Source organism: Streptomyces sp. NBC_00310 (assembly GCF_036208085.1).
Lineage (GTDB): Bacteria > Actinomycetota > Actinomycetes > Streptomycetales > Streptomycetaceae > Streptomyces.
This window is the reverse complement of sequence record NZ_CP130714.1, coordinates 3,170,659-3,196,742: the sequence shown is the minus strand read 5'-3', so window position 1 is coordinate 3,196,742 and position 26,084 is coordinate 3,170,659. Positions and strand designations below refer to the sequence as shown.

The 26,084-nt window shown below is 72.3% G+C and carries 21 protein-coding genes and 2 pseudogenes; 13 read left to right on the top strand and 10 right to left on the bottom strand.

Going from position 1 to position 26,084, the window contains the following annotated elements; genetic code table 11:
• The first annotated feature begins 81 nt into the window (after positions 1-81).
• Both OG202_RS14080 and OG202_RS14075 read left to right on the top strand, forming a co-directional pair.
• Positions 82-1,709: pseudogene (locus OG202_RS14080) on the top strand (IS200/IS605 family accessory protein TnpB-related protein).
• Between the two features lie 36 nt (positions 1,710-1,745).
• Positions 1,746-2,555: an endo alpha-1,4 polygalactosaminidase gene (locus tag OG202_RS14075; protein WP_326583361.1), complete on the top strand. Its 810-nt coding sequence runs from the start codon at positions 1,746-1,748 to the stop codon at positions 2,553-2,555.
• A 24-nt stretch (positions 2,556-2,579) separates the two neighbouring features.
• Here OG202_RS14075 and OG202_RS14070 read toward each other — a convergent pair whose 3' ends face one another.
• Positions 2,580-3,413: an adenosylcobinamide-GDP ribazoletransferase gene (locus tag OG202_RS14070; protein ID WP_443052245.1), complete on the bottom strand. Its 834-nt coding sequence runs from the start codon at positions 3,411-3,413 to the stop codon at positions 2,580-2,582.
• 70 nt (positions 3,414-3,483) lie between these two features.
• Here OG202_RS14070 and OG202_RS14065 point away from each other — a divergent pair.
• A pseudogene (locus OG202_RS14065) lies at positions 3,484-4,236 on the top strand (hypothetical protein); the annotation flags it as partial.
• On the opposite strand, the gene OG202_RS14060 reads toward OG202_RS14065, so the two are convergent.
• The 3 genes from OG202_RS14060 to cobT are packed head-to-tail and all read right to left on the bottom strand — an operon-like array spanning position 4,191 to position 6,754.
• Entirely contained in the window at positions 4,191-5,033 is an 843-nt protein-coding gene (locus OG202_RS14060; protein ID WP_328222820.1) for a hypothetical protein, read from the bottom strand. The pseudogene OG202_RS14065 and the gene OG202_RS14060 sit on opposite strands and share 46 nt — an antisense overlap.
• Positions 5,030-5,593, bottom strand: coding sequence for a phosphatidylglycerol lysyltransferase domain-containing protein (locus tag OG202_RS14055; protein ID WP_443052345.1), 564 nt, complete (start codon positions 5,591-5,593; stop codon positions 5,030-5,032). The genes OG202_RS14060 and OG202_RS14055 overlap by 4 nt, the downstream gene beginning before the upstream one ends.
• A 51-nt stretch (positions 5,594-5,644) precedes the next feature.
• The gene (gene cobT / locus OG202_RS14050; protein ID WP_326583362.1) at positions 5,645-6,754 is read right to left on the bottom strand and encodes a nicotinate-nucleotide--dimethylbenzimidazole phosphoribosyltransferase; all 1,110 of its coding nucleotides are present in this window, start codon (positions 6,752-6,754) and stop codon (positions 5,645-5,647) included.
• A gap of 190 nt (positions 6,755-6,944) precedes the next feature.
• On the opposite strand from cobT, the gene OG202_RS14045 reads away from it, so the two are divergent.
• A complete protein-coding gene (locus OG202_RS14045; protein ID WP_327730121.1) occupies positions 6,945-7,931 on the top strand; it encodes a class I SAM-dependent methyltransferase in 987 nt (328 codons plus the stop codon).
• Here the strand turns inward: OG202_RS14045 and OG202_RS14040 are convergent.
• Entirely contained in the window at positions 7,928-9,133 is a 1,206-nt protein-coding gene (locus tag OG202_RS14040) for a bifunctional adenosylcobinamide kinase/adenosylcobinamide-phosphate guanylyltransferase (RefSeq protein ID WP_328222819.1), read from the bottom strand. The two genes, OG202_RS14045 and OG202_RS14040, sit on opposite strands and share 4 nt — an antisense overlap.
• A 126-nt stretch (positions 9,134-9,259) precedes the next feature.
• On the opposite strand from OG202_RS14040, the gene OG202_RS14035 reads away from it, so the two are divergent.
• Positions 9,260-9,463, top strand: a complete 204-nt coding sequence (locus OG202_RS14035; RefSeq protein ID WP_326583365.1) for a hypothetical protein — start codon at positions 9,260-9,262, stop codon at positions 9,461-9,463.
• 293 nt (positions 9,464-9,756) lie between these two features.
• Here the strand turns inward: OG202_RS14035 and OG202_RS14030 are convergent, their stop codons facing one another.
• Both OG202_RS14030 and OG202_RS14025 read right to left on the bottom strand, forming a co-directional pair.
• On the bottom strand, positions 9,757-10,470 hold the full coding sequence (locus OG202_RS14030; RefSeq protein WP_326585860.1) for a class I SAM-dependent methyltransferase: 714 nt from the start codon (positions 10,468-10,470) through the stop codon (positions 9,757-9,759).
• Positions 10,471-10,550: 80 nt separating this feature from the next.
• Positions 10,551-11,180 (bottom strand): DUF3043 domain-containing protein, encoded by a 630-nt coding sequence (locus tag OG202_RS14025; protein WP_326583366.1) that lies wholly within the window; start codon positions 11,178-11,180, stop codon positions 10,551-10,553.
• A gap of 333 nt (positions 11,181-11,513) precedes the next feature.
• On the opposite strand from OG202_RS14025, the gene OG202_RS14020 reads away from it, so the two are divergent.
• The 6 genes from OG202_RS14020 to OG202_RS13995 all read left to right on the top strand — a co-directional run bounded on the left by OG202_RS14020 (position 11,514) and on the right by OG202_RS13995 (position 20,552).
• Positions 11,514-12,317, top strand: a complete 804-nt coding sequence (locus OG202_RS14020) for a PspA/IM30 family protein (RefSeq protein WP_326583367.1) — start codon at positions 11,514-11,516, stop codon at positions 12,315-12,317.
• 83 nt (positions 12,318-12,400) lie between these two features.
• Positions 12,401-12,679 carry a PspA-associated protein PspAA gene (gene pspAA, locus OG202_RS14015; RefSeq protein WP_326583368.1) on the top strand — a complete coding sequence of 93 codons (279 nt, stop codon included), beginning with the start codon at positions 12,401-12,403 and terminating at the stop codon, positions 12,677-12,679.
• Between the two features lie 133 nt (positions 12,680-12,812).
• The gene (locus OG202_RS14010) at positions 12,813-14,048 is read left to right on the top strand and encodes a sensor histidine kinase (protein WP_327730124.1); all 1,236 of its coding nucleotides are present in this window, start codon (positions 12,813-12,815) and stop codon (positions 14,046-14,048) included.
• 97 nt (positions 14,049-14,145) lie between these two features.
• A complete protein-coding gene (locus tag OG202_RS14005; protein ID WP_326583370.1) occupies positions 14,146-14,835 on the top strand; it encodes a response regulator transcription factor in 690 nt (229 codons plus the stop codon).
• A gap of 205 nt (positions 14,836-15,040) precedes the next feature.
• Positions 15,041-18,175, top strand: coding sequence for an efflux RND transporter permease subunit (locus OG202_RS14000; protein WP_328222818.1), 3,135 nt, complete (start codon positions 15,041-15,043; stop codon positions 18,173-18,175).
• 121 nt (positions 18,176-18,296) lie between these two features.
• Positions 18,297-20,552, top strand: a complete 2,256-nt coding sequence (locus OG202_RS13995) for a serine/threonine-protein kinase (RefSeq protein ID WP_328222817.1) — start codon at positions 18,297-18,299, stop codon at positions 20,550-20,552.
• 31 nt (positions 20,553-20,583) lie between these two features.
• Here OG202_RS13995 and nadA read toward each other — a convergent pair whose 3' ends face one another.
• Entirely contained in the window at positions 20,584-21,768 is a 1,185-nt protein-coding gene (gene nadA, locus OG202_RS13990; RefSeq protein WP_327730127.1) for a quinolinate synthase NadA, read from the bottom strand.
• Positions 21,769-22,082: 314 nt separating this feature from the next.
• On the opposite strand from nadA, the gene OG202_RS13985 reads away from it, so the two are divergent.
• Entirely contained in the window at positions 22,083-22,439 is a 357-nt protein-coding gene (locus tag OG202_RS13985) for a HesB/IscA family protein (protein ID WP_005478347.1), read from the top strand.
• Between the two features lie 258 nt (positions 22,440-22,697).
• Here OG202_RS13985 and OG202_RS13980 read toward each other — a convergent pair whose 3' ends face one another.
• The gene (locus OG202_RS13980) at positions 22,698-24,548 is read right to left on the bottom strand and encodes a hypothetical protein (protein WP_328222816.1); all 1,851 of its coding nucleotides are present in this window, start codon (positions 24,546-24,548) and stop codon (positions 22,698-22,700) included.
• A gap of 84 nt (positions 24,549-24,632) precedes the next feature.
• Positions 24,633-24,842: a hypothetical protein gene (locus OG202_RS13975; RefSeq protein ID WP_326583375.1), complete on the bottom strand. Its 210-nt coding sequence runs from the start codon at positions 24,840-24,842 to the stop codon at positions 24,633-24,635.
• Between the two features lie 135 nt (positions 24,843-24,977).
• Here OG202_RS13975 and OG202_RS13970 point away from each other — a divergent pair, with 135 nt between their 5' ends.
• Positions 24,978-25,952, top strand: a complete 975-nt coding sequence (locus tag OG202_RS13970; RefSeq protein ID WP_326583376.1) for a carbohydrate kinase family protein — start codon at positions 24,978-24,980, stop codon at positions 25,950-25,952.
• Positions 25,953-26,084: the final 132 nt, after the last annotated feature.

Below are 26,084 nucleotides of genomic sequence, written 5' to 3'. Positions count from 1 at the left end.
CGTTCTCTCATCGAATGCGTGACCTTCCTGGGTGGCGCTCGTTTTCCATGGCGACAGGGTTCTTCGGGTGGGGGTGACAGAGTGGGTGGACTGAGGAGCATCGCCGCGCCGTTCGTCGCGTCCGGTCCGAGTGGTGTGGCCGTCCGAACCCGCCTCAAGCAGCTGACGCCGGACGATGAGAAGGTGTTGCGCCAGGTCGGCGGACATCTGGGGTCGCTGGCCTCGAAGGACCTCAAGGCGCGCTGCCGGGTCGGCCTGGAGTATTCCGGTCAGGCGTGGGCGGTGCGTAAGCGGGAGCTGACGGCGCTGTCGTCGTCGCGGTGGGCGGGCAGTATCACCAAGGCCTCGCACGAGCAGTGGGCGCTGGCCCGCCGCTGCCAGTTGACGCACATTCAGAACCTGGAAGCCGGCGTTCGCAGCATCGAGGACCGGCTGTCCCGGCCGGTCGGGCAGAAGGGCACGGGGAAGGCGCCCGGGGGTTACCGGTCCGCGCGGGAATGGCATGCGAAGTCGCGTCGTCTGCGGGTGCTGCAGGACCGGCTGACCGCCGCGCGGGCGGACCGTGAGGCGGGCGTCGTGCACGTGGTGCGCGGCGGCAAACGTCTGGCCCGTACCCGGCATCACCTGGAGACGGCCCAGCTCACCAAGTCGCAGTGGCGTGGGCGGTGGGAGGCGGAGCGCTGGTTCTGTCAGGCGGACGGTGAGTCCGGCAAGCGCTACGGCAACGAGACCATCCGTATCAGCCCCGACGGTGAGGTGAGCCTCAAGCTCCCCACACCGCTGACGCATCTGGCCAACGCCCCGCACGGACGGTACGTCCTGGCGTGCCGGGTCGCGTTCGCGCACCGGGGCGGCGAGTGGGCGGACCGCGTCGCGGCCGACCGGGCGATCGCCTACCGCATCCACCTCGATACCTGCAGGGACCGCTGGTATGTGACCGCGTCCTGGCAGGTCCCGCTCACCCCCGCCCTCCCGATCGAGGCCGCGCTCGCCCGCGGCGTGATCGGCGTCGACATGAATGCCGATCACCTCGCCGCCTGGCACCTGGACACCCACGGAAACCCGACGGGCAGCCCGCGCCGCTTCTTCTACGACCTGACCGGCACCGCCGGACACCGTGACGCCCAGGTCCGCCACGCGCTCACCCGCCTCCTGCACTGGACCCGCACCTGTGGGGTGAAGGCGATCGCGGTGGAGGACCTGGACTTCGCCGCAGAGAAGACCCGCGAGAAGCACGGCCGCCGCACACGCTTCCGCCGGCTGATCTCCGGCATGCCCACCGGCAAGCTCCGCGCCCGGCTGGCCTCAATGGCCGATGCCACGGGTATCGCGGTCATCGCCGTCGACCCGGCCTGCACCAGCCGCTGGGGCGCCCAGCACTGGCAGAAGCCCCTCACCAGCATCACCCGTCAGACCACTCGCCATGATGCTGCCGCCGTGGCGATCGGAAGGCGCGCCCAGGGACACCCGATCCGGCGACGGACGACACCGCCCCACAGCACCGGAGTGATGCGGTGGGGCATCGGACCGTCCAGGCCAGATTGGTTGTTCCTGGGCGTGAGGAACCCCGCCCCCGCATCCCCGGACCACGGACACGATCCGTGCCGCCCGGACGCGGAGCGAACGCGGGCAACCAGAACGCCCAACACCGTCCGGGGCGTTCGGCCGAGCATGAGACCTGGCAACAGGACTCACAGCTCAGTCTTTAGGAACGGTACGTCGCCGCATTCCCTGGAGCCCACCCGATGAGCCGAGTCCTCGCCCGCAGCGCCCTGTTGTCCCTGCTCCTGCTGACAGCGGGGTGCACGACCGACGCCGACGACGAGCCGGGCGCCGGACGCGAGAGCGGCGGGGGCGCCCGATGGCGGCCGGAGCCCGGCACGCAGTGGCAGTGGCAGCTCAGCGGGCGCCTGGACACCTCCGTCGACGTCCCCGTGTACGACATCGACGGCTTCGACCACTCCGCGGACACGGTCGCCGGCCTGCACGACGACGGCCGCAAGGTCATCTGCTACCTGTCCACCGGCGCCTGGGAGGACTGGCGCCCGGACGCCGACGAGTTCCCCGAGTCGGTCCTGGGGAAGGGCAACGGCTGGGAGGGCGAGCGCTGGCTCGACATCCGCGAGACCGGCGTCCTCGAACCCCTGATGGCCGCCCGGATCGACATGTGCGCGGAGAAGGGCTTCGACGCCGTCGAGCCCGACAACATGGACGGTTACCGCAACCCGACCGGCTTTCCCCTGAAGGCCGCCGACCAGCTCCGCTACAACCGCCTCATCGCCCGCCTCGCCCACGAACGAGGCCTCGCGGTCGGCCTGAAGAACGACCTCGACCAGATCCCGGAACTCGTGGACGACTTCGACTTCGCGGTCAACGAACAGTGCGCCCAGTACGAGGAGTGCGACGACCTCACCCCCTTCATCGAGGCGGGCAAGGCGGTCTTCCACGTCGAGTACGAGATGAGGACGGGCGACTTCTGCCCGGAGGCCCGCCGCCTGGAGCTCAGCTCGCTGCTGAAGAAGTGGGAGCTGGGGGTGTGGCGGAAGGCCTGCTGAGTCGTCGGCAGATCGGCACCCGGATCACCCGAGGGCGAACACCACCAGCGCCGCCGTCGCCGCGGTCTCCGCAAGGCCGCCGAACACATCGCCGGTGACGCCGCCGAACCGCCGTACGGCATGGCGGAGAAGGACTTCGGCGGCACCACAGGCGAGGACGACCGCGAACACCGTACGGCCGATGTCGTACGGCCCGAAGAGTGCCCCCGCGCCCGCCGCGGCGCACCCGACCAGGCCGGCCACGAGCAGCGCGCCCCGGACCGGTACCACCCCCGCCACCGCCGCCCCCAGCCCCTCGGGCCGGGCGGCGGGCACACCGGCGCGCGCGGCCAGGGTCAGGGCCAGCCTGGCGGTGGTCGCCGAGACGGCCGCCGCGAGCGCGCCCAACGCCCAGGACTCGCCGTACGCCTCGGTGAGCGCCGCGACCTGGGTCAGCAGGACGAGGACGAGGGTGATGACCCCGAACGGCCCGATGTCCGACTGCTTCATGATCCGCAGGGCGTCCTCGGCGGGCTTGCCGCTGCCGAGCCCGTCGGCGGTGTCGGCGAGCCCGTCCAGGTGGAGGCCCCGGGTGAGGACGGCCGGTACGGCGACGGAGGCCACGGCGGCGAGCAGGGGGCCGGCGCCCAGGAGCAGCAGGAGACCGCCGAGCGAGGCCGCGCCCAGGCCGACGACCAGCCCGGCGACGGGCGCGCACAGCATTCCGACGCGCCCGGCCGCACGGTCCCAGCGGTGCACGGTCACCGGCAGCACGGTCAGGGTGCCGAAGGCGAAACGCAGGCCGTCGGAGAGCGTGGGCCCGGACGCCGTGGGCGTGGGTGCGTCGGCCGGGGGCTCGGGCTCGGGGGTCGTGGACACCGGCGCAGGCTACCCGGCGGGGCCGACGGGCTCGGCGGCGGCCGGGGGCGGTGGTGGATAAAGTTCGCATATGGGTCACTGGTGGGAGCGGAACATCATCGAGCCGGGCAAACTTCCGCTGCTGCTCGCGCTCACCGCGTTCGTACTGACGTTCCTGATCACCCGGGTCATCACCCGCCTCATCCGCGCGGGCAAGGGCCCGTTCCGCAACATCAGCGGCAGTGGCGGCGTACACATCCACCACGTCGTGCCCGGTGTCGTCCTCACCGTCGCCGGCGGCTTCGGCTCGGTGGCCGGCGACGGGGACGGCTTCGGCGCCCTGATCTCGGCCGTGCTGTTCGGCATGGGCGTGGGCCTGGTGCTGGACGAGTTCGCGCTGATCCTGCACCTCGACGACGTCTACTGGAGCGAGGAGGGCCGCAAGAGCGTCGAGGTGGTCGTGCTGACGGCCGCCCTGGTGGGCCTGATGCTGGTCGGCTTCCTGCCCTTCGGCGTCAACGACCTCGACGAGGACGAACTCCAGAACCGGGGCGCCGTCATGGTCAGCATGGGGACGAACTTCCTCATCTCCCTGATCGCCCTCAGCAAGGGCAAGGCCCGCACGGCGATCTTCGGCGTGGTCATCCCGTTCATCGCCGTCGTCGGCGCCGTCCGCCTGGCCCGCCCCACCTCCGCCTGGGCCCGCCGCTTCTACCGCCGCCGCCCGCGCGCCCGTGCCCGGTCCTGGAAGCGTGCCTACCACCACGACCGCCGCTGGGCGGGCCCCAGCCGCCGCCTTCAGGACTGGATCGGCGGCACCCCGGACGCGGCGCCGGAACTGGAACCGGCGACCCGCCCCGCGCTCCCCACCGACCCGCGCAGCTCCACCGACCCGACCGGCTCCACCGACCTGCGCGGCTCCACCGGCCCGCGTGACTCCACGGGCCCGTCCGGTTCCACCGGCCCCGCCGGCCCGTCCGACCGGGCGGAGCGCCGCTGACGTAGGGCCACCACCCCGCACACCACCAACACCGCAGCGATCGCCGCCAGATGCTCCTTGCCCGCGAGGTTCTCCTTCACCAGCACCTCGACCACCATCGCCACGACGACCGCGCCCGCCGTGCCGTACGCCCGGTGGCGCCACCCCACGTACACGGCGAGCCCGACCACGGCCGCCGACGGCCCGGTGTCCACGACCGCCGCGTCCGACGCGGGCAGCCCCAGGAAGAAGACGTCCGGACCGAGCGCGATGCCCAGGCGCGCGTACAGCGTGCCGGCCACGGTGGCGACGTACGCGATCGCCAGCGTGCGCCACCGGCCCAGACAGATCTCCGCGAGCCCGAACACGATCAGGATCTGCGCCAGCGCGCCCCACACGGGCAGATCCAGGGCCGGTACGAAGAGGGAGAGCGGCGTCCGCAGCAACGCCGTCCAGAGCGGGTCCTCGGCCCGCACGGCACCGGTGTTCTCGACGAACCGGTAGCCCCAAGACTGGTGGTGCACGAGGTGGACGACAGTCGCGAGACAGACGGCGGTGATCGTCAGGGGGATCGCCCGCAGACGCCGCCGCGCGAGGGCCGGACGCACGGTCTCGTACAGCGGTCCCCATTCGGCGCGGGCCCGGCGGACGGCCTTGTTCATCCGTATGCCCTCATGCGTATGCCCTCATCCGTACGATCCCTGCCCGCGCGGTTCCAGGTGCCCGCGATGCGGCCGCTTCGGCGGTCCCCGGCGTCTTCGGGAACCCCTCCGCGCGGGCCGGTACTGAAGACCGACCGGAACACCGCGAAGTTGAGCGAGACCTGCGTGATCCCGATCTCTCCGGACCGTGGGAGGAGTTCGATCACCAGGAACTCCATCGGCCCGTCGTCGGCGTCACCGTCCCGCCGCACGAGGCCGGGCGAGAGCCCGCGCGGCCGGGGAGCGAGGGACAGCAGCACCCTCAGCCTCGCCCGAGGCCCCTGCTGCACCCGCGCTCGGTGGACTCGCGCGCTTTCTTCTGGTCCCCGGTCCCCGGTCCGTTGGGTGATCCGCCGCTCGATCCCTGTCCACCGCGACGGCGCGCGACGGGGAGGGCGCGCGACGGGGGCGGCGGGCAACCGGGACGGCGCGCAACCGGGACGGCGCGCAACCGGGACGGCGCGCAACCGGGGCGGCGGGCAACCGCGACAGCCGCGACGGGCGCGCCACCGGGACGGCACGGCCCGGCGGTGCCGAACCGACCGTACGTGGCGCACCCACACGCCTCCTAGCTAGGTCGCGTCGTACTCCTCGGCGAGCGTCTTCTCCTCGGTGTCGGCCTTCTCCGGCTCCGCCGGCTCCCGCTCCGGCAACTCGGCGGCCAGGGCCGCCGCGGCCCGCACCAGCGGCAGGGCCAGCAGCGCCCCCGCCCCTTCGCCGACCTTCACCCCATGGTCGAGCAGCGGCTCGATGGCCATCCGGTCCAGCGCCTTGGCCTGCGCCGGCTCCCCGCTGCTCTGCCCCGCCAGCCACCAGTCCGGCGCCCGGAAGGCCACCCGCTGGGCGACCAGCGCACAGGCCGCGGACACGACCCCGTCGAGAATCACCGGCATCTTCCGCACCGCGCTCTGCAGCAGAAACCCGGTCATGGCCGCGAGATCGGCCCCGCCCACGGTCGCGAGCAACTGCAACTGGTCCCCGAGCACCGGCCGGGCCCGCCGCAGGGCGTCCCGTACGGCGGCGCACTTGCGCATCCACGCCAGATCGTCGATCGCCCGGCCACCACGCCCGGTCACGACGGAGGCGTCGGTCCCGCACAGCCCGGCGACGAGGACGGCCGCCGCCGTGGTCCCGCCGACGCTCAGATCGCCGAGGACGACGAGGTCGGTCCCGGAGTCCGCCTCCTCGTCCGCGAGGGCGACGCCCACCCGGAACGCGGCCTCCGCCTCCTCCGCCGTCAGCGCGTCCTCGATGTCGATCCGACCCGACCCGCGCCGCACCCGGTGCCGTACGACCTCCGCGGGCAGCGTCTCCGGGTCGCAGTCGAGCGCCAGATCCACCACGCGTACGGGGACGTCGAGCTGCCGCGCCAGCACCGCCACCGGGCCGCTGCCGTCGAGAACGCCCCGCACCAGCTGGTCCGCGGTGCCCGCGGCCCGCGCGGAGACACCGAGTTCGGCGATCCCGTGGTCGCCCGCGAACAGCAGCACGCGAGCCTGGCCGATCGGCCGCACCGGCACGGCCGACTGCGCCGCCGCCAGCCACTCACCCAGTTCATCGAGGCGGCCCAGCGCCCCGGGGGGCACGATCTGCCTCTCCCGCCGCGCCTCGGCGTCGCGGCGCACCCCGCCGTCGGGGCGCTCGATCAGATCGGTGAAGTCGTCGAGATTAAGCGAGCTCATTCGCCGAACAGTACCGGCAGCGATCGAACACGACCGCGCCACACCGTGACCCCGATCCGCACGAACGTCGCACCGCGCCACCGGCACGTCATTGCACCCGGGATCACGCTCACGTACGTACCTTTTTGGGGCGTATGCCCGTAGATCGTCGTCCCTGTCGTGCTCGATCCCGTCGTTCCCAGGAGCCGCCATGCCCCCCACCCCGCGGCCGGAGCCGGGCCCACTCGCCCCCGGAGCCGACCCCTTCCACGAACCCGGAGCCGACCCCTTCCACGAACCGCGCCGGGACGACTGCCCGTGGTGCGGTTCGCGGCAGTTGCGTACGCGGGTGCGTGCGCCGGAGGGGAGGCGGCGCACGCCGGGCACGTTCGTGGTGGACGAGTGCCGGGACTGCTCGCACGCCTTCCAGAACCCCCGGCCCACGACGGACGGGCTGCTGCTGTGGCACCACCAGCACCCCGTCGAGGACCACATCCCCTCGAACCGCGCGTGCCGACGACGCCGTCGGCACCACCGGGGGGCCGCCCGCGCACTGCTGCCGTACCCCGAACCGGAGAGCTGGCTCGACGTCGGCACCGGCCACGGCGACTTCCCGGAGGTCGCGCGCGGGATCCACCCGTACACCTCCTTCGACGGGCTCGACCCGACCCCGCGCGTCGAACGGGCGTGGGAGGCCGGGCGCGTGGAGGAGGCATACCAGGGCCTGCTCACCGACCCGGAGATCACCGCGCGGCTGCGCGCCCGCTACGACGTGGTCAGCATGTTCCACCACCTCGAACACACCGCCGACCCCCGTGAGGAACTCCGCGCCGCCCGCACCGTCCTGCGCCCCGGCGGCCACCTCCTCCTCGAAGTCCCGGACCCGGTCCGCCCGTTCGGCACGCTGCCCACCGGAAACCGCCGCTTCTGGAAGCCGCAGGACCGCCCGCGCCCCCTCCACCTCATGCCCCTGCGCAACCTGCTCACCGAACTGCGGTCCCTGGGCTACGAGATCCTCACCACCCGCCCGTGCACCCCTCTCCCGCCCCGCGCGCACCGCATCCTCGCGCGCCGCACGACACGACCGGCCGCCCCCGCAGGACCCCGGGTCACGACGGCCGACCCTTCAGCCCCGGCCGACCCTTCAGCCCCGGCCGCCCCGCCGGAGCCCTCGTCCGATCCGTCAGAAGCCCCCTAACCCCGAAGGGACAGCGCCTGCCCCGCCACCACCAGCAGCACGTGCTCGCATTCACTCGCGAACGCCGCGTTGAGCCGTCCGAGTTCGTCGCGGTAGCGGCGCCCGGAGGCGGTGGCGGGGACGATGCCGGAGCCGACCTCGTTGGAGACGGCGACCACCGTGCGGCGCGTGTGCCGTACGGCGTCGGTCAGCTCGGCGACCCGCGCCCGGAGCGCGCGCTCCCCGCCCCCGGCCCACTCCGCGTCGTCCCACGCCCCCACCGAGTCCATCACGTCGGTCAGCCACAGCGAGAGACAGTCGACGAGCAGCGGCGCCCCGTCGTCGTCCTTCAGCAGCGGGACGAGGTCGCAGGTCTCGACCGTCCGCCAGGAACCGGGCCGCCGTTCACGGTGGGCGGCGACCCGCGCGGCCCACTCCCCGTCGCCGCCCCGCGTCCCACCGGTCGCCACGTACAGCACGTCCGGGAACGCCTCCAGGCGCCGCTCGGCCTCCACCGACTTCCCGGACCGCGCCCCGCCCAGCACCAGCGTGCGGCGCGGCACGTCGGGCACGTCCTCGTAGGCGCCCACCGCCAGCGTGGTCCCGTCCGGCACGGCGCGCGCGCCCGCCGCCGCGAGCCGGCGCGGCAACTCGCCGTCCGGCGGCACGTCGTGGTCGATGTGCACGGCGATGACATCGGTCGTCGGCCCGACGGCCCCCGCCGCCCGCAGCCGCGCCAGCGCGTCCGGGCGCCCCAGCGCGTCGACGAGCACCATGTCGTACGGCTGCGCCGACTGCTCCTCCACCCCGGCGGGCGCGCCCCCCGGCGGCAGATACAGCAGCCGCTGCCCGCCCGGCCCGGTCACCGCGTACCCCGTCCCGGGCGCGTCCATGGCCTGCGCCCGCACCCGGTGCCCGGTCAGCAGCGCCAGTTCCCGGCCGTCCGGCACCCGTCCCGGCTGCGGCATCCCCGCCGGCACCTCCACGGCGGGCCCGTTGTGCGGGTGCGACAGCAGCACCTGCCGTACGCCGGTCAGCGTGTGTCCGGCGCGCGCGGCCGCGAGGGCGGCGCCCGGAGTGAGGTCGAGCAGCAGCGCGCCGTCCACGAGCAGCGCGGTCGCCCCGCGCGCGGCATCACCGAGCGCGGTCGCGCACGCCGCGCACGGGCAGTCGGGGCGGGGGAGTCCCGCGGGGGCACCTGTGCCGAGCAATGTCAGTTCCACACCCCCGATTTTCCCGCGTCCGGATGAACACCCGCAGATCTTGTGCGTCCGACTAGGCTCAGGGGGGAACCGGATCTTGCTCGGTGCTGCGTGTGCGGTGCCGGGCCGGTACTTACGGAGGCTCACATGGCGGCATGGACGTGGCGGTTCGAGAAGGCCGACGGGGCGGAGGTCCAGCCCGCGGTCCAGCCCGAGGAGTTCACGACCCAGGGGGATGCCGAGTCGTGGATCGGGGAACAGTGGAAGGCGCTCCTGGAGGGCGGCGCCGACCAGGTCCGCCTCTTCGAGGACACGACGGAGATCTACGGGCCGATGAGCCTGCACGCGTAGCGCTCCGCGCGGTGGGCGGGGCTCCTGGACGGGGCTCCGCCCCGAATCCCGCGGGAGAGCTCCGGGGATGGGGTTCGTTGGCGGGTGCGGGTCCGGTGGGGCTTCTCGCGCAGTTCCCCGCGCCCCTGAAGGGCCTACGGCCCTTTCGGGCCGAAAAAGCACGGGGCGCAGCCCCTGCTTTTCAGGGGCGCGGGGAACTGCGCGACCAGCCCCCACCGCACCCGCACGTGGGGGTCGAAGGGGCGCAGCCCCTGGGGAAGGGACGGGTAGGGGCGGCGGGGGCGAGGAAAGGCTCAGCCGCGCACGCCGCACAGGTGCAGCAACGCCGCCACCTGCCGATAGGGATCCGTCCGCCCGGCCCGCTCCTCCGCGGCGAGCAGCACGTCCAGGTCCCCCTGCCCCTCGGGCAGCCCCGCGTCGTCCGCGGCCAGATCCGTGAACACCCGCACCCCGTACCACGCGTGCAACGGCGCCCCGATCCCCGCGAGCGCGTCCGTCAGCACCCCCAGCCGATCCGCCCGCACATCCAGCCCGAGCCGATTCCGGTACGCGGTGGTGTCGAAGGCGGCCAGCGCCCCCGCCCAGTCCCCGGCCAGCCCCGCCCGCATCGCGAGCGCGTCGCCGTTCCGTACGAGCAGCGACAGCAGCCCCCCGGGCGCCAGCATCCGCGCCAGCCCGGCCAGCAGGGCATCGGGCTCCTCGACGTACATCAGGACCCCATGACAGAGCACCACGTCGAAGCTGCCCGGCAGGAAGTGCACACCCGTGTCCCGGCCGTCGCCCTCGACGATCCGCACCCGGCCCCGGATGCCCTCGGGCTCGGCGGCGAGCGCCTCCCGGGCCACGGCGATCAGCTTCGCCTCCCGCTCGATCCCGGTCACCGCGTGTCCGGCCCGGGCGAGCCGCAGCGCCTGCGTCCCCTGCCCCATGCCCACGTCGAGCACCCGGAGCCGCTGCCCGACCGGGAAGCGGCCCGCGATCTGCTCGTCGAGCTGCCGGGAGACCAGTTCCTGTCGTACGACCTCACGCAGTGTGCCCAGCCGGTTCAGCCAGGCATCCGCGGCACCTCCGGAGAATGCGGTCGTGCTCAGGGCCGCTCTCCGCGCTTGACCTGCGGCTTCGGCAGCCGGAGGCGACGCATCTGGAGCGTGCGCATCAGGGCGTAGGCCACGGCGCCCTTCTTGTTCGCGTCGGGGAAGCGGGCATTCAGCTGCTTCTTCAGACGGAACCCGAGGCTGATCGAGTCGACCACGATCAGGACGATCACGAAGAGCCACAGCAGCAGCGCGATGTTCTGCAGCGACGCCACCTGCACCATGCTCAGCACGAGGATGATCACGGCCAGCGGCAGGAAGAACTCCGCGATGTGGAACCGCGAGTCCACGAAGTCACGGGCGAACTTGCGCACGGGGCCCTTGTCCCGCGCGGGCAGATAGCGCTCGTCGCCGGTGGCCAGCGCCTGGCGCTGCTTCTCCATCGCGGAGCGGCGCTCGTCGCGGGAGCGCTTGGCGGCCTCCTTGCGCGTCGTGGGCGTGTTGGCCACGCTGCGGCGCTGGGTCTGGGCCTCACTCCGCTTGGGAGTGGGCCGCCCCTTGGGGGCCTGCGGGTCACGGGTCTGCTTGGAGTCGGTCACCGGCGCCTTGTCGGCCACCGGCCCCTTCTCGCTCTTGTCGCGGCTTCGGAACACAAAACCCAAGGGTACGGGGTGCCGGGGCATGGACCCCAGCCGAGTGGGGAACGATCCGGCAACACCCTGCGTCTGTGCTGGAGACAGAGCCGGGGCGGAAGTGGACGGGGAAACCCGGAAAGCCGGAAAAGGGGGAGCGCGGTGACGGTTCGTCCGTAGGGGGTCCGAGGTATTCCGGGGGTCGGCCCGTAGGTGACCCCGGGAGACACCTACTCCCTACGCCGGAGCGGCGCCGTCCACAGTCGTCCTTGGGGATGAGCGCATCCGTCCCCGAACAGTGCAGTAATAGATGCAGGGCCCGTACTGTGGGTTCTGTCGCAGACCTGTGAGCTGGAGTCCGTCAGAAGGGGGCGCGCGAAGCCCATGAGCGGTGTCATGAAGCGTATGGGGATGATCTTCCGCGCGAAGGCGAACAAGGCCCTTGACCGGGCCGAGGACCCGCGCGAAACCCTCGATTACTCGTACCAGAAGCAGCTGGAGCTGCTCCAGAAGGTGCGCCGGGGCGTGGCCGACGTCGCCACTTCCCGCAAACGCCTGGAGCTCCAGCTCAACCAGCTCCAGTCCCAGTCCTCGAAGCTGGAGGACCAGGGCCGCAAGGCGCTCGCGCTCGGCCGCGAGGACCTGGCCCGCGAGGCGCTCTCGCGCCGTGCCGCGCTCCAGCAGCAGGTGACGGACCTGGAGACGCAGCACTCCACTCTCCAGGGCGAGGAGGAGAAGCTCACCCTCGCCGCGCAGCGCCTGCAGGCCAAGGTCGACGCCTTCCGCACGAAGAAGGAGACGATCAAGGCCACGTACACCGCCGCCCAGGCCCAGACCCGGATCGGCGAGGCGTTCTCCGGCATCTCCGAGGAGATGGGCGACGTCGGCCTCGCCATCCAGCGTGCCGAGGACAAGACGGCCCAGCTCCAGGCCCGCGCCGGCGCCATCGACGAGCTGCTCGCCTCCGGTGCCCTCGACGACCCGTCCGGCATGCACAAGGACGACATCCAGGCCGAGCTGGACCGCCTCTCCGGCGGTACGGACGTCGAGCTGGAACTCCAGCGCATGAAGGCGGAGCTGGCGGGCGGCCCGTCCGCGCAGCAGCAGGCCATCGAGGGCGGCTCGGGCCAGTCGGCCCCGCAGCAGCAGTCCCAGCAGCAGGACACGCCGCGCTTCGACAAGCAGTAGGCAGGAGGCGGGAGAGCGGCGGTCGAGCAGGAGACACGTGCCATCGGGCACGCGGATCGGGTCCCACGCCTGAGGAGGGCGACATGATCGTACGGATCATGGGGGAGGGGCAGGTGAGGCTGGACGACGTCCACTTCACCGAGTTGAACAAGCTGGACGACGTACTCCTGGCGGAAATGGAGGTCGGCGACGGCCCGGGCTTCCGCCACACCCTCCACGCCCTCCTGGACAAGGTCCGAGAACTGGGCACGCCTCTCCCGGACGACTCCTTGGAGCCGTCGGAACTCATCCTCCCGGCGCCGGACGCGACGCTGGAGGAGGTCAGGGAGATGCTCAGCGACGACGGCCTGATCCCGGGGTGACCACCGGCCGACAGGCCCGAAGGGCCATGTCCTCCAGGGGCGCGGGGAACCGCGCGAGCAACCACGCACAACCCGCGGCCGAAAGACCGGCCCCCGTTCCCCCACCTGCGGGAACCCCGTACGGTAAACGTCCGTGAGCACCTTCCAGCGTGCCAGGTCCTGGCTGACGGCACACCCCACCGCACTGGACGCGGCCCTCGCCCTCGGCGTCCTCGTCGCCATGGTGGCGGGCGCCTTCGTCGACCCCCACGCCGCTCACGGCGACAAGTGGGGCGCCCGCACCCCCGACGCCCTCAGCATCGCGCTGATGGTGCCGGCCGCCGCCGTCCTGATCGCCCGCCGCCGCGCCCCGATGGCCGTGCTGGCCGCGACCTGCGCCCTCACCCTCGCCGAACTGGTGACCGGTGACCCCCGCGCCCCGGTCGCGATGGCCGCCGTCATCGCCCTCTACACGGTCGCCTCGACCACCGACCGCCCCACCACCTGGCGCGTCGGCCTGCTCACGATGACCGTGCTGACCGGCACGGCCATGCTCGCCGGCCCCCTCCCCTGGTACGCCCAGGAGAACCTCGGCATCTTCGCCTGGACCGGCATGGCCGCCACGGCCGGAGACGCGGTCCGCAGCCGCCGGGCCTTCGTGGCGGCGATAAGGGAACGCGCGGAACGAGCGGAGCGCACCCGTGAGGAGGAGGCCCGCCGCCGGGTCGCCGAGGAACGCCTCCGGATCGCCCGCGACCTGCACGACGTCGTCGCCCACCACATCGCCCTCGTCAACGTCCAGGCCGGGGTCGCCGCCCACGTCATGGACAAGCGGCCCGACCAGGCCAAGGAGGCCCTGGCCCACGTCCGGGAGGCCAGCCGCTCCGCCCTCAACGAACTCCGCGCCACGGTCGGTCTGCTCCGCCAGTCCGGCGACCCCGAGGCCCCCACCGAACCCGCCCCCGGCCTGGTCCGGCTCGACGAACTCGTCGGCACCTTCCACAGCGCGGGCCTCTCGGTCGAGGTGGCCCGCGCCGACGAGGGCGTGACCCTCCCGGCCGCCGTCGACCTCGCCGCGTACCGCGTCATCCAGGAAGCCCTCACCAATGTGCGCAAGCACGCGGGCCAGGAGGCGAAGGCCGAGGTCAGCGTCGTACGCGTCGGCCCGAACATGGAGGTCACCGTCCTCGACAACGGCGCCGGGCACACGGGCACGGACGGAGAGGGCGACGAGGCCGGTGGCGGGCACGGCCTCCTCGGCATGCGCGAACGCGTCGCCGCGCTCGGCGGCACCCTCACCACCGGCCCCCGCTACGGCGGCGGCTTCCGCGTCCATGCGATCCTGCCGCTCAAGACCCGAACGACCGCCGCGGATGCCGTACGACCGTGAACCGTAAGGTCGCGGCACCAGCCGTACCACTACAACGCTGAACCGTGCGGTCGTGGCACCAGCCGTACGACCGTGACCAGCGCCCCGGGGGCCCCGTATGACGATCCGTGTCCTGCTCGCCGACGACCAGGCCCTGTTGCGCAGTGCCTTCCGGGTGCTCGTCGACTCGGAGCCGGACATGGAGGTCGTGGGGGAGGCCTCGGACGGGGCGGAGGCGGTGCGGCTCGCGAAGGAGGAGCGGGCGGACGTCGTGCTGATGGACATCCGGATGCCGGGCACGGACGGCCTGGCCGCCACCCGCATGATCAGTGCCGATCCGACGCTCGCCCAGGTCCGCGTCGTCATCCTCACCACCTTCGAGGTCGACGACTACGTCGTGCAGTCGCTGCGCGCCGGCGCCTCCGGCTTCCTCGGCAAGGGCTCCGAGCCGGACGAGCTGCTGAACGCGATCCGGGTGGCCGCCGGTGGCGAGGCACTGCTGTCGCCCACCGCGACCAAGGGCCTCATCGCCCGCTTCCTCGCCCAGCCGGACGACTCGGCCGACGGCGAGGGCGGTGCCGCCGCCCGCTCCGAGCGGCTCTCCGCGCTGACCAGCCGCGAGCGCGAGGTGCTCGGGCAGGTCGCCGGGGGGCTCTCCAACGACGAGATCGCGGAGCTTCTGGAGGTCAGTCCGCTGACCGTGAAAACCCACGTCAACCGGGCCATGGCGAAGCTCGGCGCCCGCGACCGGGCCCAACTGGTGGTCTTCGCGTACGAGTCGGGCCTGGTACGCCCGAGGGTTGACTGAGAGCCGTCCGGGACTACTCCACCCGGAGTATGTGCGGCATAAGGAAATGGCCCTGGGGAGCGAGGGAACAGGGGTCCCCCATGCCCCAGGGTATGAGGTGAGCGCTCACATCTGCGTCACACCGGCGACACATGAGGCACCCAAGCCGCATGTGGCACATGGGCGTTCGTCCTCCGCTCACGCCACAGAAGAGAGACCCTGACCCATGTCCTGGCTGTCTCGGTTCAGCCTCGCACAACGGGCCCTCGTCGGTCTGATGTCGATCATCGCGCTCGCCTTCGGGGCGATCGCGATACCCCAACTCAAGCAGCAGCTGCTGCCCACCATCGAACTGCCCGTGGTGTCCGTGCTGGCGCCCTACCAGGGCGCGTCCCCGGACGTGGTCGAGAAGCAGGTCGTCGAGCCCATCGAGGACAGCCTCGAAGCCGTCGACGGCATCACGGGCGTCACCTCCACCGCCAGCGAGGGCAACGCCCTGATCATGGCGTCCTTCGACTACGGACCCGGCACCGACCAGCTCGTCGCCGACGTCCAGCAGGCCGTCAACCGGGTCCGGGCGCAGCTCCCGGACGACGTGGACCCGCAGGTGATCGCGGGCTCGACCGACGACATGCCCACCGTCGTCCTCGCCGTCACCTCCGACCAGGACCAGCAGGCCCTCGCCGACCAGCTCGACCGGACCGTCGTCCCGACGCTGGAGGGCATCGACGGCGTCGGTCAGGTCACCGTCGACGGTGTACGGGACCTCCAGGTCACCGTCACCCCCGACGACGCGAAGCTCGCGAAGGCGGGCCTGACCACGATGGCCCTCTCCCAGGCCCTCCAGGCCGGCGGCGTCACCGTCCCCGCGGGCTCCTTCGACGAGGACGGCGCCAACCGCACCGTCCAGGTCGGCGGCGGCTACACCTCGCTGGAGCAGATCGAGAACCTGATGGTCCGCGGCGAGGGCGCCAAGAAGCCCGTCCGCCTCGCCGACGTCGCCGCCGTCAAGGAGGAGCAGGCGAAGGCCGACTCCCTCACCCGCACGAACGGCGAGCCGAGCCTCGCGGTCATGGTCACCATGGACCGGGGCGGCAGCGCGGTCGCCATCTCCGAGGCCGTCGAGGACGAACTGTCCACCATGCGCCGGGATTTGGGCTCCGGCGCCACCGTCACCGTGGTCAGCGACCAGGGCCCGGCGGTCTCCAAGTCCATCGACGGCCTGACCACCGAGGGCGCCCTCGGCCTGCTCTTCGCGGTCCTGGTCATCCTGGTCTTCCTGGCGTCGATCCGCTCGACCCTCGTCACCGCGGTGTCCATCCCGCTGTCGGTGGTCCTGGCGCTGATCGTGCTGTGGACCCGGGACCTCTCCCTCAACATGCTGACGCTCGGCGCGCTGACGATCGCCATCGGCCGTGTCGTCGACGACTCGATCGTCGTCCTGGAGAACATCAAGCGGCACCTCGGCTACGGCGAGGAGCGCGAGGAGGCGATCCTCAAGGCGGTCCGCGAGGTCGCCGGCGCGGTCACCGCGTCCACCCTGACGACGGTCGCGGTCTTCCTCCCGATCGGCCTGACCGGCGGCATGGTCGGCCAGCTGTTCGGCAGCTTCTCGCTGACCGTGACGGCGGCCCTGCTGGCCTCCCTCGTGGTCTCGCTGACCGTGGTCCCGGTGCTGTCGTACTGGTTCCTGCGCGCTCCGAAGGGCACACCCGAGGACGCCGAGGAGGCGCGCCGGAAGGCGGAGGAGAAGGAGGCGAAGAGCCGCCTCCAGCGTTTCTACGTCCCCGTCCTGCGCTTCGCCACGCGCCGTCGGCTGACCAGTGTGGCCCTCGCGGCCGTCGTCCTGATCGGCACGTTCGGCATGGCCCCGCTGCTGAAGACGAACTTCTTCGACCCGGGCGACCAGGAAGTCCTCAGCCTCAAGCAGGAGCTGAAGCCCGGCACGAGCCTCGCGGCGACGGACGAGCAGACCAGGAAGGTCGAGAAGCTGCTCGCCGACACCAAGGGCGTCAAGGACTACCAGGTCACCATCGGCTCCTCCGGCTTCCTGGCCGCGTTCGGCGGTGGCACCGACTCCAACCAGGCCTCGTACAGCGTCATGCTGGACGACTCGGCCACGGCCGCGGACGTCCAGGACACGATCGAGAAGGGCCTCACCGGCCTCTCCGGCATCGGTACGACGACCGTCGCGGTCGGTGACGCCTTCGGCAGCCAGGACCTCAGCGTGGTCGTGAAGGCCGCCGACGCCGATGTCCTGCGCAAGGCCGCCGAGCAGGTCCGCGACGCGGTCTCGACCATGGACAACGTCACGGACGTCACGAGCGACCTCTCCCAGAGCGTGCCCCGCATCTCGGTCAGGGCCACCGACAGGGCGGCCGCGGCCGGCTTCGACGACCAGACCCTCGGCGCGGCCGTCGCCCAGGCCGTCCGCGGCACGACCAGCGGCCGGGCCATCCTCGACGACACCGAGCGGGACGTCGTCATCAAGCCGGCGAACCCCGCCGAGACGCTCAAGGAGCTGCGGGACCTGCCGCTGGGTGCCGTGCAGCTCGGCGACATCGCGGACGTCGAGCTGGTGGACGGCCCGGTCTCCATGACCCGGATCGACGGCCAGCGGGCCGCGACGATCACGGCGAAGCCGAAGGGCGACAACACCGGCGCGGTCAGCACCGACCTCACCGCCAAGCTGAACGCCCTCAAGCTCCCCGAGGGCGCCACCGCCGACATCGGCGGTGTCTCCGAGGACCAGGACGAGGCCTTCGCCTCCCTCGGCCTCGCGATGCTCGCGGCGATCGCGATCGTCTTCATGCTGCTGGTCGCGACCTTCCGGTCCCTGATCCAGCCGCTGATCCTGCTGGTCTCGATCCCGTTCGCGGCCACCGGCGCGATCGGTCTGCTGATCATCACCGGTACGCCCATGGGTGTCCCCGCGATGATCGGCATGCTGATGCTCATCGGCATCGTGGTGACGAACGCGATCGTCCTGATCGACCTGATCAACCAGTACCGCCGACAGGGCTACGGCACCGTCGAGGCGGTCATCGAGGGCGGCCGCCACCGGCTGCGTCCCATCCTGATGACGGCCCTGGCGACGATCTTCGCGCTGCTGCCCATGGCCCTCGGCGTCACGGGCGAGGGCGGCTTCATCGCCCAGCCCCTGGCCGTGGTCGTCATCGGCGGCCTGATCACGTCGACGCTCCTGACACTCCTCCTGGTCCCGACCCTCTACACGATGATCGAGATCCGCAAGGAGCGCCGGGCGAAGAAGAAGGCCCTGAAGCGGGCGGGCACCGCGTCCGAGCCGACGAAGCCGGAGTCCGGCTCGGAGGCGGAGAAGCCGGAGCCCGCCGGGGTCTGACACCCCCGGAGGTCCAGGTCGGCCGGGTCGCGGAACCGTGAGGGTCCGCGACCCGGCCGACCGTGCGTCGCCCTTACGTATCCTGTGCCTCGAACTGCTTGTCGGGGGGAGGGACCAGGGCGTGCCGCTGCGCAGCGACGACCCCAGATCGGTCGGCGGTTACAGGGTGGTCGACCGGCTCGGCAACGGTGGCATGGGCGTCGTCTACCGGGCGAGATCCCGCTCCGGCCGCGAGGTCGCCGTGAAGGTGGTGCACGCCCAGTACGCGCAGGACGCCGTCTTCCGCAGCCGGTTCCGCCAGGAGATCGAGGCCGTCCGCAAGGTCAGCGGCGCCTTCACCGCGGCGGTGGTGGACGCCGACCCGGAGGCGGAGCGCCCCTGGATGGCGACCCAGTACGTGCCCGGCCGCTCGCTCGCCCAGCGGATCCGCGACCGGGGCCCGCTCCACGACACCGAACTGCGCCCCCTGGCCCTGGGGCTCGTGGAGGCGCTGCGGGAGATCCACCGGGCCGGTGTGGTGCACCGGGACCTGAAGCCGGCCAACGTCCTGATGGCGGACGACGGTCCCCGCGTCATCGACTTCGGCATCTCCCGCGCGGCGGAGAACCTGGCCCTGACCGAGACCGGCCAGATGATCGGCACCCCGCCGTTCATGTCCCCGGAACAGCTCACCGACGCCCGTACGGCGGGCCCCGCCTCGGACGTGTTCTCGCTGGGGACGCTGCTGGTGTACGCCGTCACCGGGCGAGGCCCCTTCGACGCGGACAGCCCCTATCTGACGGCCTACCGGGTGATCCACGACGAACCCGTGCTGGACGGGGTGGACCCGCGGCTGAGCACCGTACTGGCGCGCTGCCTGGCCAAGGAGGCCGCCGGTCGGCCCGGACTCGACGAACTGGCGCGGGAGTTCGAGGCGGCCCTGCCGGAGCCGGAGCCGGGGGCCCTGCCCGCGGTGACGCGGCGCGAGGACGTCGCGGCCGCCGCCACGGAGATCCACGTGGGGACCGGGCCCGGCGCGGACGCGGAGCCGGACCCGCGCCCCGCCCGCCGCCGTCTGCGCCCCCTGCTCGCCGCGACCGGCACCGTCGGCGCGCTGGTCCTCGGGCTGACCGCCTACCTGCTGGGGCCCGGTCAGGCGCGCACCGGCGACAAGGCGACGCCCGCGCCGTCCTCGACCTCCCGCTGGACGGCACCGCCCAGCGGCTGGAAGCCCTGGCAGACGACGGTGTTCGCGACGGCGGCGGCGGGCGCACGCCGGTCGCTGCCCGCGAAGGACGGCAACAACGGCGGCGCTCCCTCCTGCCAGGTGCACGGGGAGGACGTCTACTGCGGGGGCGCGGGAGCCCTCCCGGTCCGCGTCGACGGCCGTACCGGCAGGACGGTCTGGCGCGCGAGCATCGCGCCGACGACCACCGAGCGGGACCGGTACTACGCCGGGGTCCTCGGTGTCCGGGACGGCACCGTCCTCGTGCAGCAGACCGTCTTCAGCGGCGAACCCGTGGTGGACCCGGTCGATCTCGTCGCCCTCGACGCCGACACCGGTGAGCGGCTGTGGACCCGTCGGGTGGACATCACCGAGATCGCCCCGGCCCTGACAGGCGACCTCGTCCTCACCCCCGAACCCGACGGCATGACGGTCACGGCCCGTTCACCGCGCACGGGCGCCGAGCGCTGGTCCCTGCAGATGCCCGCCGGCCACCACTGCGTGTTCACCACGGCCGGAGCGGGCACGTACGCGCACTGTCGCCCGGTGACCCGGGACGCGAAGGCGGCCAACGCGGAATCACGGGTCCTGGTCGTGGACCGCGCCGACGGCTCGGCCAGGACCGTGAAGGTGCCGCTGGACAGCGTCCTCCTCGGCGCGAAGCAGGGAGACCTGGTCCTGATCGCGGACGGCACCGAGGACACCGACGCGACCCCGGGCAGCGACCCGACGTACGACACCGTCCTGCTCCTGGACCTGGAGACCGGGGCCCGGGTGATGACGAAGCCGGGCGGGAACGGGCGGGGCCGGGCGGCTCTGACGGGCGGCGTGCTGGTGTTCACCCGGTCCGGCGGCCAGGTGACCGCCGTGTCACCGCACACGGGCGAGCTGCTGTGGCGGACCAGGACCAGTCTGGAACGGCCGGGCGAGCCCGGGTACGACGCCGTGACGGGCACCCTCTACCTGGCCAGCGCCACCGGCAGGGTCGCGGCGCTCGACAGGGTCAAGGGCACCCTGCTGTGGGAGACGCTGCCCCGAGCCACACCGACCTGGTCCGTCCAGGGCGCTCCCTGGGCGATTCCCCAGGCGGGAGCGCTGGTCGTGGCCGTCTCCGACGGCACGCTCTTCTCCCTCGACCCCGCTCACCCCGACCGGGAGCCCGTGTCGGGGTGAGCGCGCGCCGCGCTGCTGCGCGGGCCGGGGGCTACGGCAGCGCCAGCATCCGCTCCAGCGCCAGCTTCGCGAATGCCTCGGTCTCCTTGTCCACCTCGATGCGGTTGACGAGGGTGCCCTCGGCGAGGGACTCCAGGGTCCACACCAGGTGGGGCAGGTCGATGCGGTTCATCGTCGAGCAGAAGCAGACCGTGCGGTCGAGGAACACGATCTCCTTGCCCTCGGGCGCGAAACGGTTCGCCAGCCGCCGCACGAGGTTCAGCTCGGTGCCGATGGCCCACTTGGAACCGGCGGGCGCGGCCTCCAGCGCCTTGATGATGTACTCGGTCGACCCGACGTAGTCCGCCGCCGCCACGACCTCGTGCTTGCACTCGGGGTGGACCAGCACGTTGACGCCCGGGATCCGCTCCCGTACGTCGTTCACGGACTGCACACTGAAGCGGCCGTGCACCGAGCAGTGCCCCCGCCACAGGATCATCTTCGCGGCCCGCAGCTGCTCGACGGTGAGACCGCCGTTCGGCTTGTGCGGGTTGTAGAGGACACAGTCGTCGAGCGACATCCCCATGTCCCGCACGGCGGTGTTGCGCCCCAGGTGCTGGTCCGGCAGGAACAGGACCTTCTCACCCTGCTCGAAGGCCCAGTCCAGGGCCCGCTTCGCGTTCGACGAGGTGCAGATCGTGCCGCCGTGCTTGCCGGTGAAGGCCTTGATGTCGGCGGAGGAGTTCATGTACGAGACAGGCACGACCTGCTCGGCTATGCCCGCCTCGGTCAGCACGTCCCAGCACTCGGCTACCTGCTCGGCGGTGGCCATGTCGGCCATGGAGCACCCGGCGGCCAGGTCCGGCAGGACGACCTTCTGCTCGTCGCCGGTGAGGATGTCCGCCGACTCGGCCATGAAGTGCACACCGCAGAACACGATGTACTCGGCCTCGGGCCGCGCCGCCGCGTCCCGGGCCAGCTTGAAGGAGTCGCCCGTGACGTCCGCGAACTGGATGACCTCGTCGCGCTGGTAGTGGTGGCCGAGGACGAAGACCTTGTTTCCGAGCTTCTCCTTGGCCGCGCGGGCGCGCTCCACCAGATCGGGGTCGGACGGGGAGGGGAGGTCACCCGGACACTCGACACCCCGCTCGCTCCTCGGGTCGGCCTCGCGGCCGAGCAGCAGCAGGGCGAGGGGCGTCGGCTGTACGTCGAGCTCCTGGGTCTGGGCGGTGGTCACGACACGCACCCTTTCTGTTCTGCGGCTCGCCGCCCGGGGGAGGGTCGGCGGGACATTCGGGCTATCCTTTTCGTCGAATTGACGCTATCTATCATAACCGCTTCACGTCACTTTGACGATGCCCATAGCGTCGATGTGACATGAATCCCGACGTGGGGTTGTCCACAGCCCGCGGCGACACGGTGCCCGCTTCACGGGCCATGTGCGAGCATGAAGACAGGCGCGAACGAATCCGCGCGGCCCGGAATGAATCCGGCGCTCCGGCGGTTGGACTCGTCGGCAAGCAGTCTCCGTACAACCCGGGAGAGATGTAGATGTCCGTATCGGACGAGACCGGCACCGTCACCGACGGCATCATCGTGACCGACGCCGCCGCGGCCAAGGTCAAGGCCCTGCTCGACCAGGAAGGCCGTGACGACCTGGCGCTGCGCGTCGCCGTTCAGCCCGGCGGCTGCTCCGGCCTGCGGTACCAGCTCTTCTTCGACGAGCGCTCGCTCGACGGCGACGTCGTGAAGGACTTCGACGGCGTGAAGGTCATCACCGACCGCATGAGCGCCCCGTACCTGGGCGGCGCCACGATCGACTTCGTCGACACCATCGAGAAGCAGGGCTTCACCATCGACAACCCCAACGCGACGGGCTCCTGCGCCTGCGGCGACTCCTTCAGCTAGAGTCCCCGCCCGCGCGACAGCGGTCCGCGTACGGGCGACAGCGGTCCGCGTACGGGCGACAGCGGTCCGCGTACGGGCGGCAGCGGTCCGCGTGCGGGCGGCAGCGGTCGGCGTGCGGGCGGCAGCGGTCCGCGTGCGGGCGACGAACAGGTACGACGAAGGCGGCGTCCCCCTCCGACGGGGACGCCGCCTTCGTATGTCCGCTCGGCCGCCGCCCGGCGCGGCGGTGCCTACCGCGGTCGCCCGGCGCGGCGGTGCCTACCGCGGTTCCAGCTCCGCGATCCCGCCCTCCGGGATCGCCTTCCCGTCCGACCCGACCACCTTCCGGTCACCCAGCGGCTCGTCCAGCCGCATCGTCCGCTCCACCACCTTGGCGATCATGATGCAGACCTTGCCCTCCCACGGGGTGTCGGTCACGGTGACCGTCACCTCGCCCGACTCCTCGCTCACCGAGGCCGAGTAGTCGCTGCACACCCCGCCCCAGAAGGCCACGGTGAGCTCGTTGCCGTCGACCGTGTAGCCCTGCACCTTCACCTCGCGCGAGGACGGAGCGGTGGACGGCGTGTCACCCGGTCCGCCCGGCTTGTCGGTCGGCTTCGCGGTCGGCTCGGACCGGGACTCGGGGCCGGCCAGGTACGTCGGGTCGATCGCCGGATGCGTCACCGTGTAGGTGTCCCCGGCCCCCGTCGGTCGCACCTCGAACATCCACGACGGCACCAGCGCCGGGCGGCCGTCCACCTGGTGCGAGGCGAGCCCGAACACCGCGTTCTCCACGGTGACCGCCTCCGGCTTCGGCAGCGCGGTATCCCGCTCGCACGGCGTCTCGTCCGCCGCGGCCGTCCCGCTCTCGGCGACCGTCCCGCTCTCGCCCTCCAGCGGTACGGGACCGGTGCAGCCGCCGATGCCGCCGCGTTCGGTGCCGACGCCCTGACCGGAGCCGTTCATCAGCTCCAGCGCCCGCTCCGCGTCGACGACGGGATACGTGTCGCTCTTCACCGGCGACTTCAGGTTGCCGCTGCCGCCGACCACCTGGCCGTCGGCCCCGATCCGGACGCCGGTCGACCAGCCGTACGTGGGCAGTCCGCCGACCTCGGGGTCGGCGTTCACCACCCGTACGGCGCCCATGAGTTGGGTGGCGTCGAGCTTGGCGTCGTCCTGACCGACGGCCTTGAGGACAGGTGCCGCCGCCTTCTCGGCCGCCGCCTCGCTCACCGGGTCGCCGCCCTCGGCCGCGCCGGAGGCGCAGACGTCGGCCTTCTGGCAGTTGTCGGTGCCCGGCGTGTACCGGTCGAAGGACCAGGTCCCCGGCGACTGCCTGCCGACGTGGAGCACCGGCCCCGAACCGTCCCCGGCCGCCCCCACCTGCCAGGCCTCGCCCTCGGCCGTCGGCTTGCCCTCCACCCCGAGGGCCTTCGCGAGCCGCGCCACCTCGGCGGTCGTCACCTCGCCCTCGACCGAGTAGACGGGAGCGGAGCGGGGGCCGTCGGGCAGCTCGCCGTCCGCGCGATAGGTCACCCCGTTGGGGTTGGGTTCACCGGGCGCGATGCCGTTCGAACCGCCGTCGGTGTATCCGTCCAGCGAGAGCGGCGGGGGAGTGCCGTCACCACCGGGAGAAGCCGACCCCCCGCCCTCACCCCCGGATCCACCGGAAGCGGTGGTGGCGAGGAAGGCGCCGCCGCCTCCGACCAGCAGCACCGCGGCGACCACGGAAGCGACGGCCACCCGGGAACGCCGCCGACGCGGCCGCTCGGCCCCGCCGCCGTCACCGTCGGCGACCACGGCACCCCCATCGACGTCACTCTCCGCGGCCGCAGGCTCCTCGGCCCGGTCGTTGACGTCACTCTTCGCGGCCGGAGGCTCTTCCGCCCGGTCATCCGCGTCACTCTCCGCGGCCGGAGGCTCTTCGGCCCGGTCGTCGGCGTCGTTCTTCGCGGCCGGAGGCTCTTCGGCCCGGTCATCCGCGTCACTCTCCGCGGCCGCAGGCTCCTCGGCCCGGTCGGCCGCGTCGGCCTCGGTGACGTCGTCCCCGGCAGCCCTGAGCTCCTCGGCGGCGTCGGGCTCGGGGCCCTGGTCCGGGTTCTCGGGGTTGTCGGGTCGCTCGGGGTTCACCGCATCGCTCCTTCGGCAGGTCGTACACCGCATCCCCTATACGGGGGACAGCGATGGGACGCGGCGGAGGAGCCGACGGTTCCCTCAGTCGCCGTACTCCGGCATCGCGTCCACCAGCCGCGCGGACGTCGCCGGCACCGTCACCCCGTGAATGAGTGAAGGGGACACCGGAGCCGTAATGACCTTCGCGGGGGCCAGCCAGTGCGGAGCCATCCTGGCGCAGTCGCCGCGCAGCGCCGCGAGTCCGGCGTCCGGGTCGAACGGGGCGGTGCCGTGGATCTTGGGGTTCGTCATACCGGCACCGTATGCACCGCGAACCCCACGAAGAAAGACCTACTATCGGGTAGTTTTGCCTGCTTCAGAGCAGGCGGGCAACCCGATAGCGTGAACCGTCAATCCCCTCTTCCTTCGCAGGAGCGTGTCCTCGCCGTGCGTATCGCAGTCTCCGGCTCCATCGCCACCGACCACCTGATGACCTTCCCGGGCCGCTTCGCCGACCAACTCGTCGCGGACCAGCTGCACACGGTCTCCCTCTCCTTCCTCGTCGACCAGCTCGACGTACGCCGGGGCGGTGTCGGCGCGAACATCGCGTTCGGCATGGGACAGCTCGGCACGCGACCGATCCTGGTCGGCGCGGCGGGCTCCGACTTCGACGAGTACCGCGCGTGGCTCGACCGGCACGGGGTGGACACCGCCTCCGTGCGCATCTCCGAGACGCTGCACACGGCCCGCTTCGTGTGCACCACGGACGCCGACCACAACCAGATCGGCTCCTTCTACACCGGCGCGATGAGCGAGGCCCGCCTCATCGAGCTGAAGACCGTCGCCGACCGCGTCGGCGGCCTCGACCTGGTCCTCATCGGCGCGGACGACCCGGAGGCGATGCTCCGCCACACGGAGGAGTGCCGCTCCCGGAACATCCCGTTCGCCGCCGACTTCTCCCAGCAGATCGCCCGCATGAACGGCGACGAGATCCGGATACTGCTGGACGGCGCCACGTACCTCTTCTCCAACGAGTACGAGAAGGGCCTCATCGAGTCCAAGACCGGCTGGTCCGACACGGAGATCCTCGCCAAGGTCGGCCACCGGGTGACCACGCTCGGTGCGCGCGGCGTCCGCGTCGAGCGGGCCGGTGAGGACCCGATCGAGGTCGGCTGCCCGGAGGAGGAGCGCAAGGTCGAGCCCACGGGTGTCGGCGACGCGTTCCGTGCCGGGTTCCTCTCGGGGCTGGCGTGGGGCGTATCGCTGGAGCGGGCCGCGCAGGTCGGCTGCATGCTCGCCACGCTGGTGATCGAGACGGTGGGGACCCAGGAGTACCAGCTGCGGCGGGCGCACTTCATGGACCGGTTCATGAAGGCGTACGGGGACGAGGCCGCTGAAGAGGTACGGGCTCACCTCGGCTGAGGCCGGCCCTCGGCGACTTCCGGGTTGCCGGGGCCGGTGCTTGTCGGCCGCTGGTTCGTCGTGGCCGGTCGCGCGGTTCCCCGCGCCCCTGGGGCCTTCGGCCCCTCAGGGCGCGGGGTTTTCCGTGTCCCC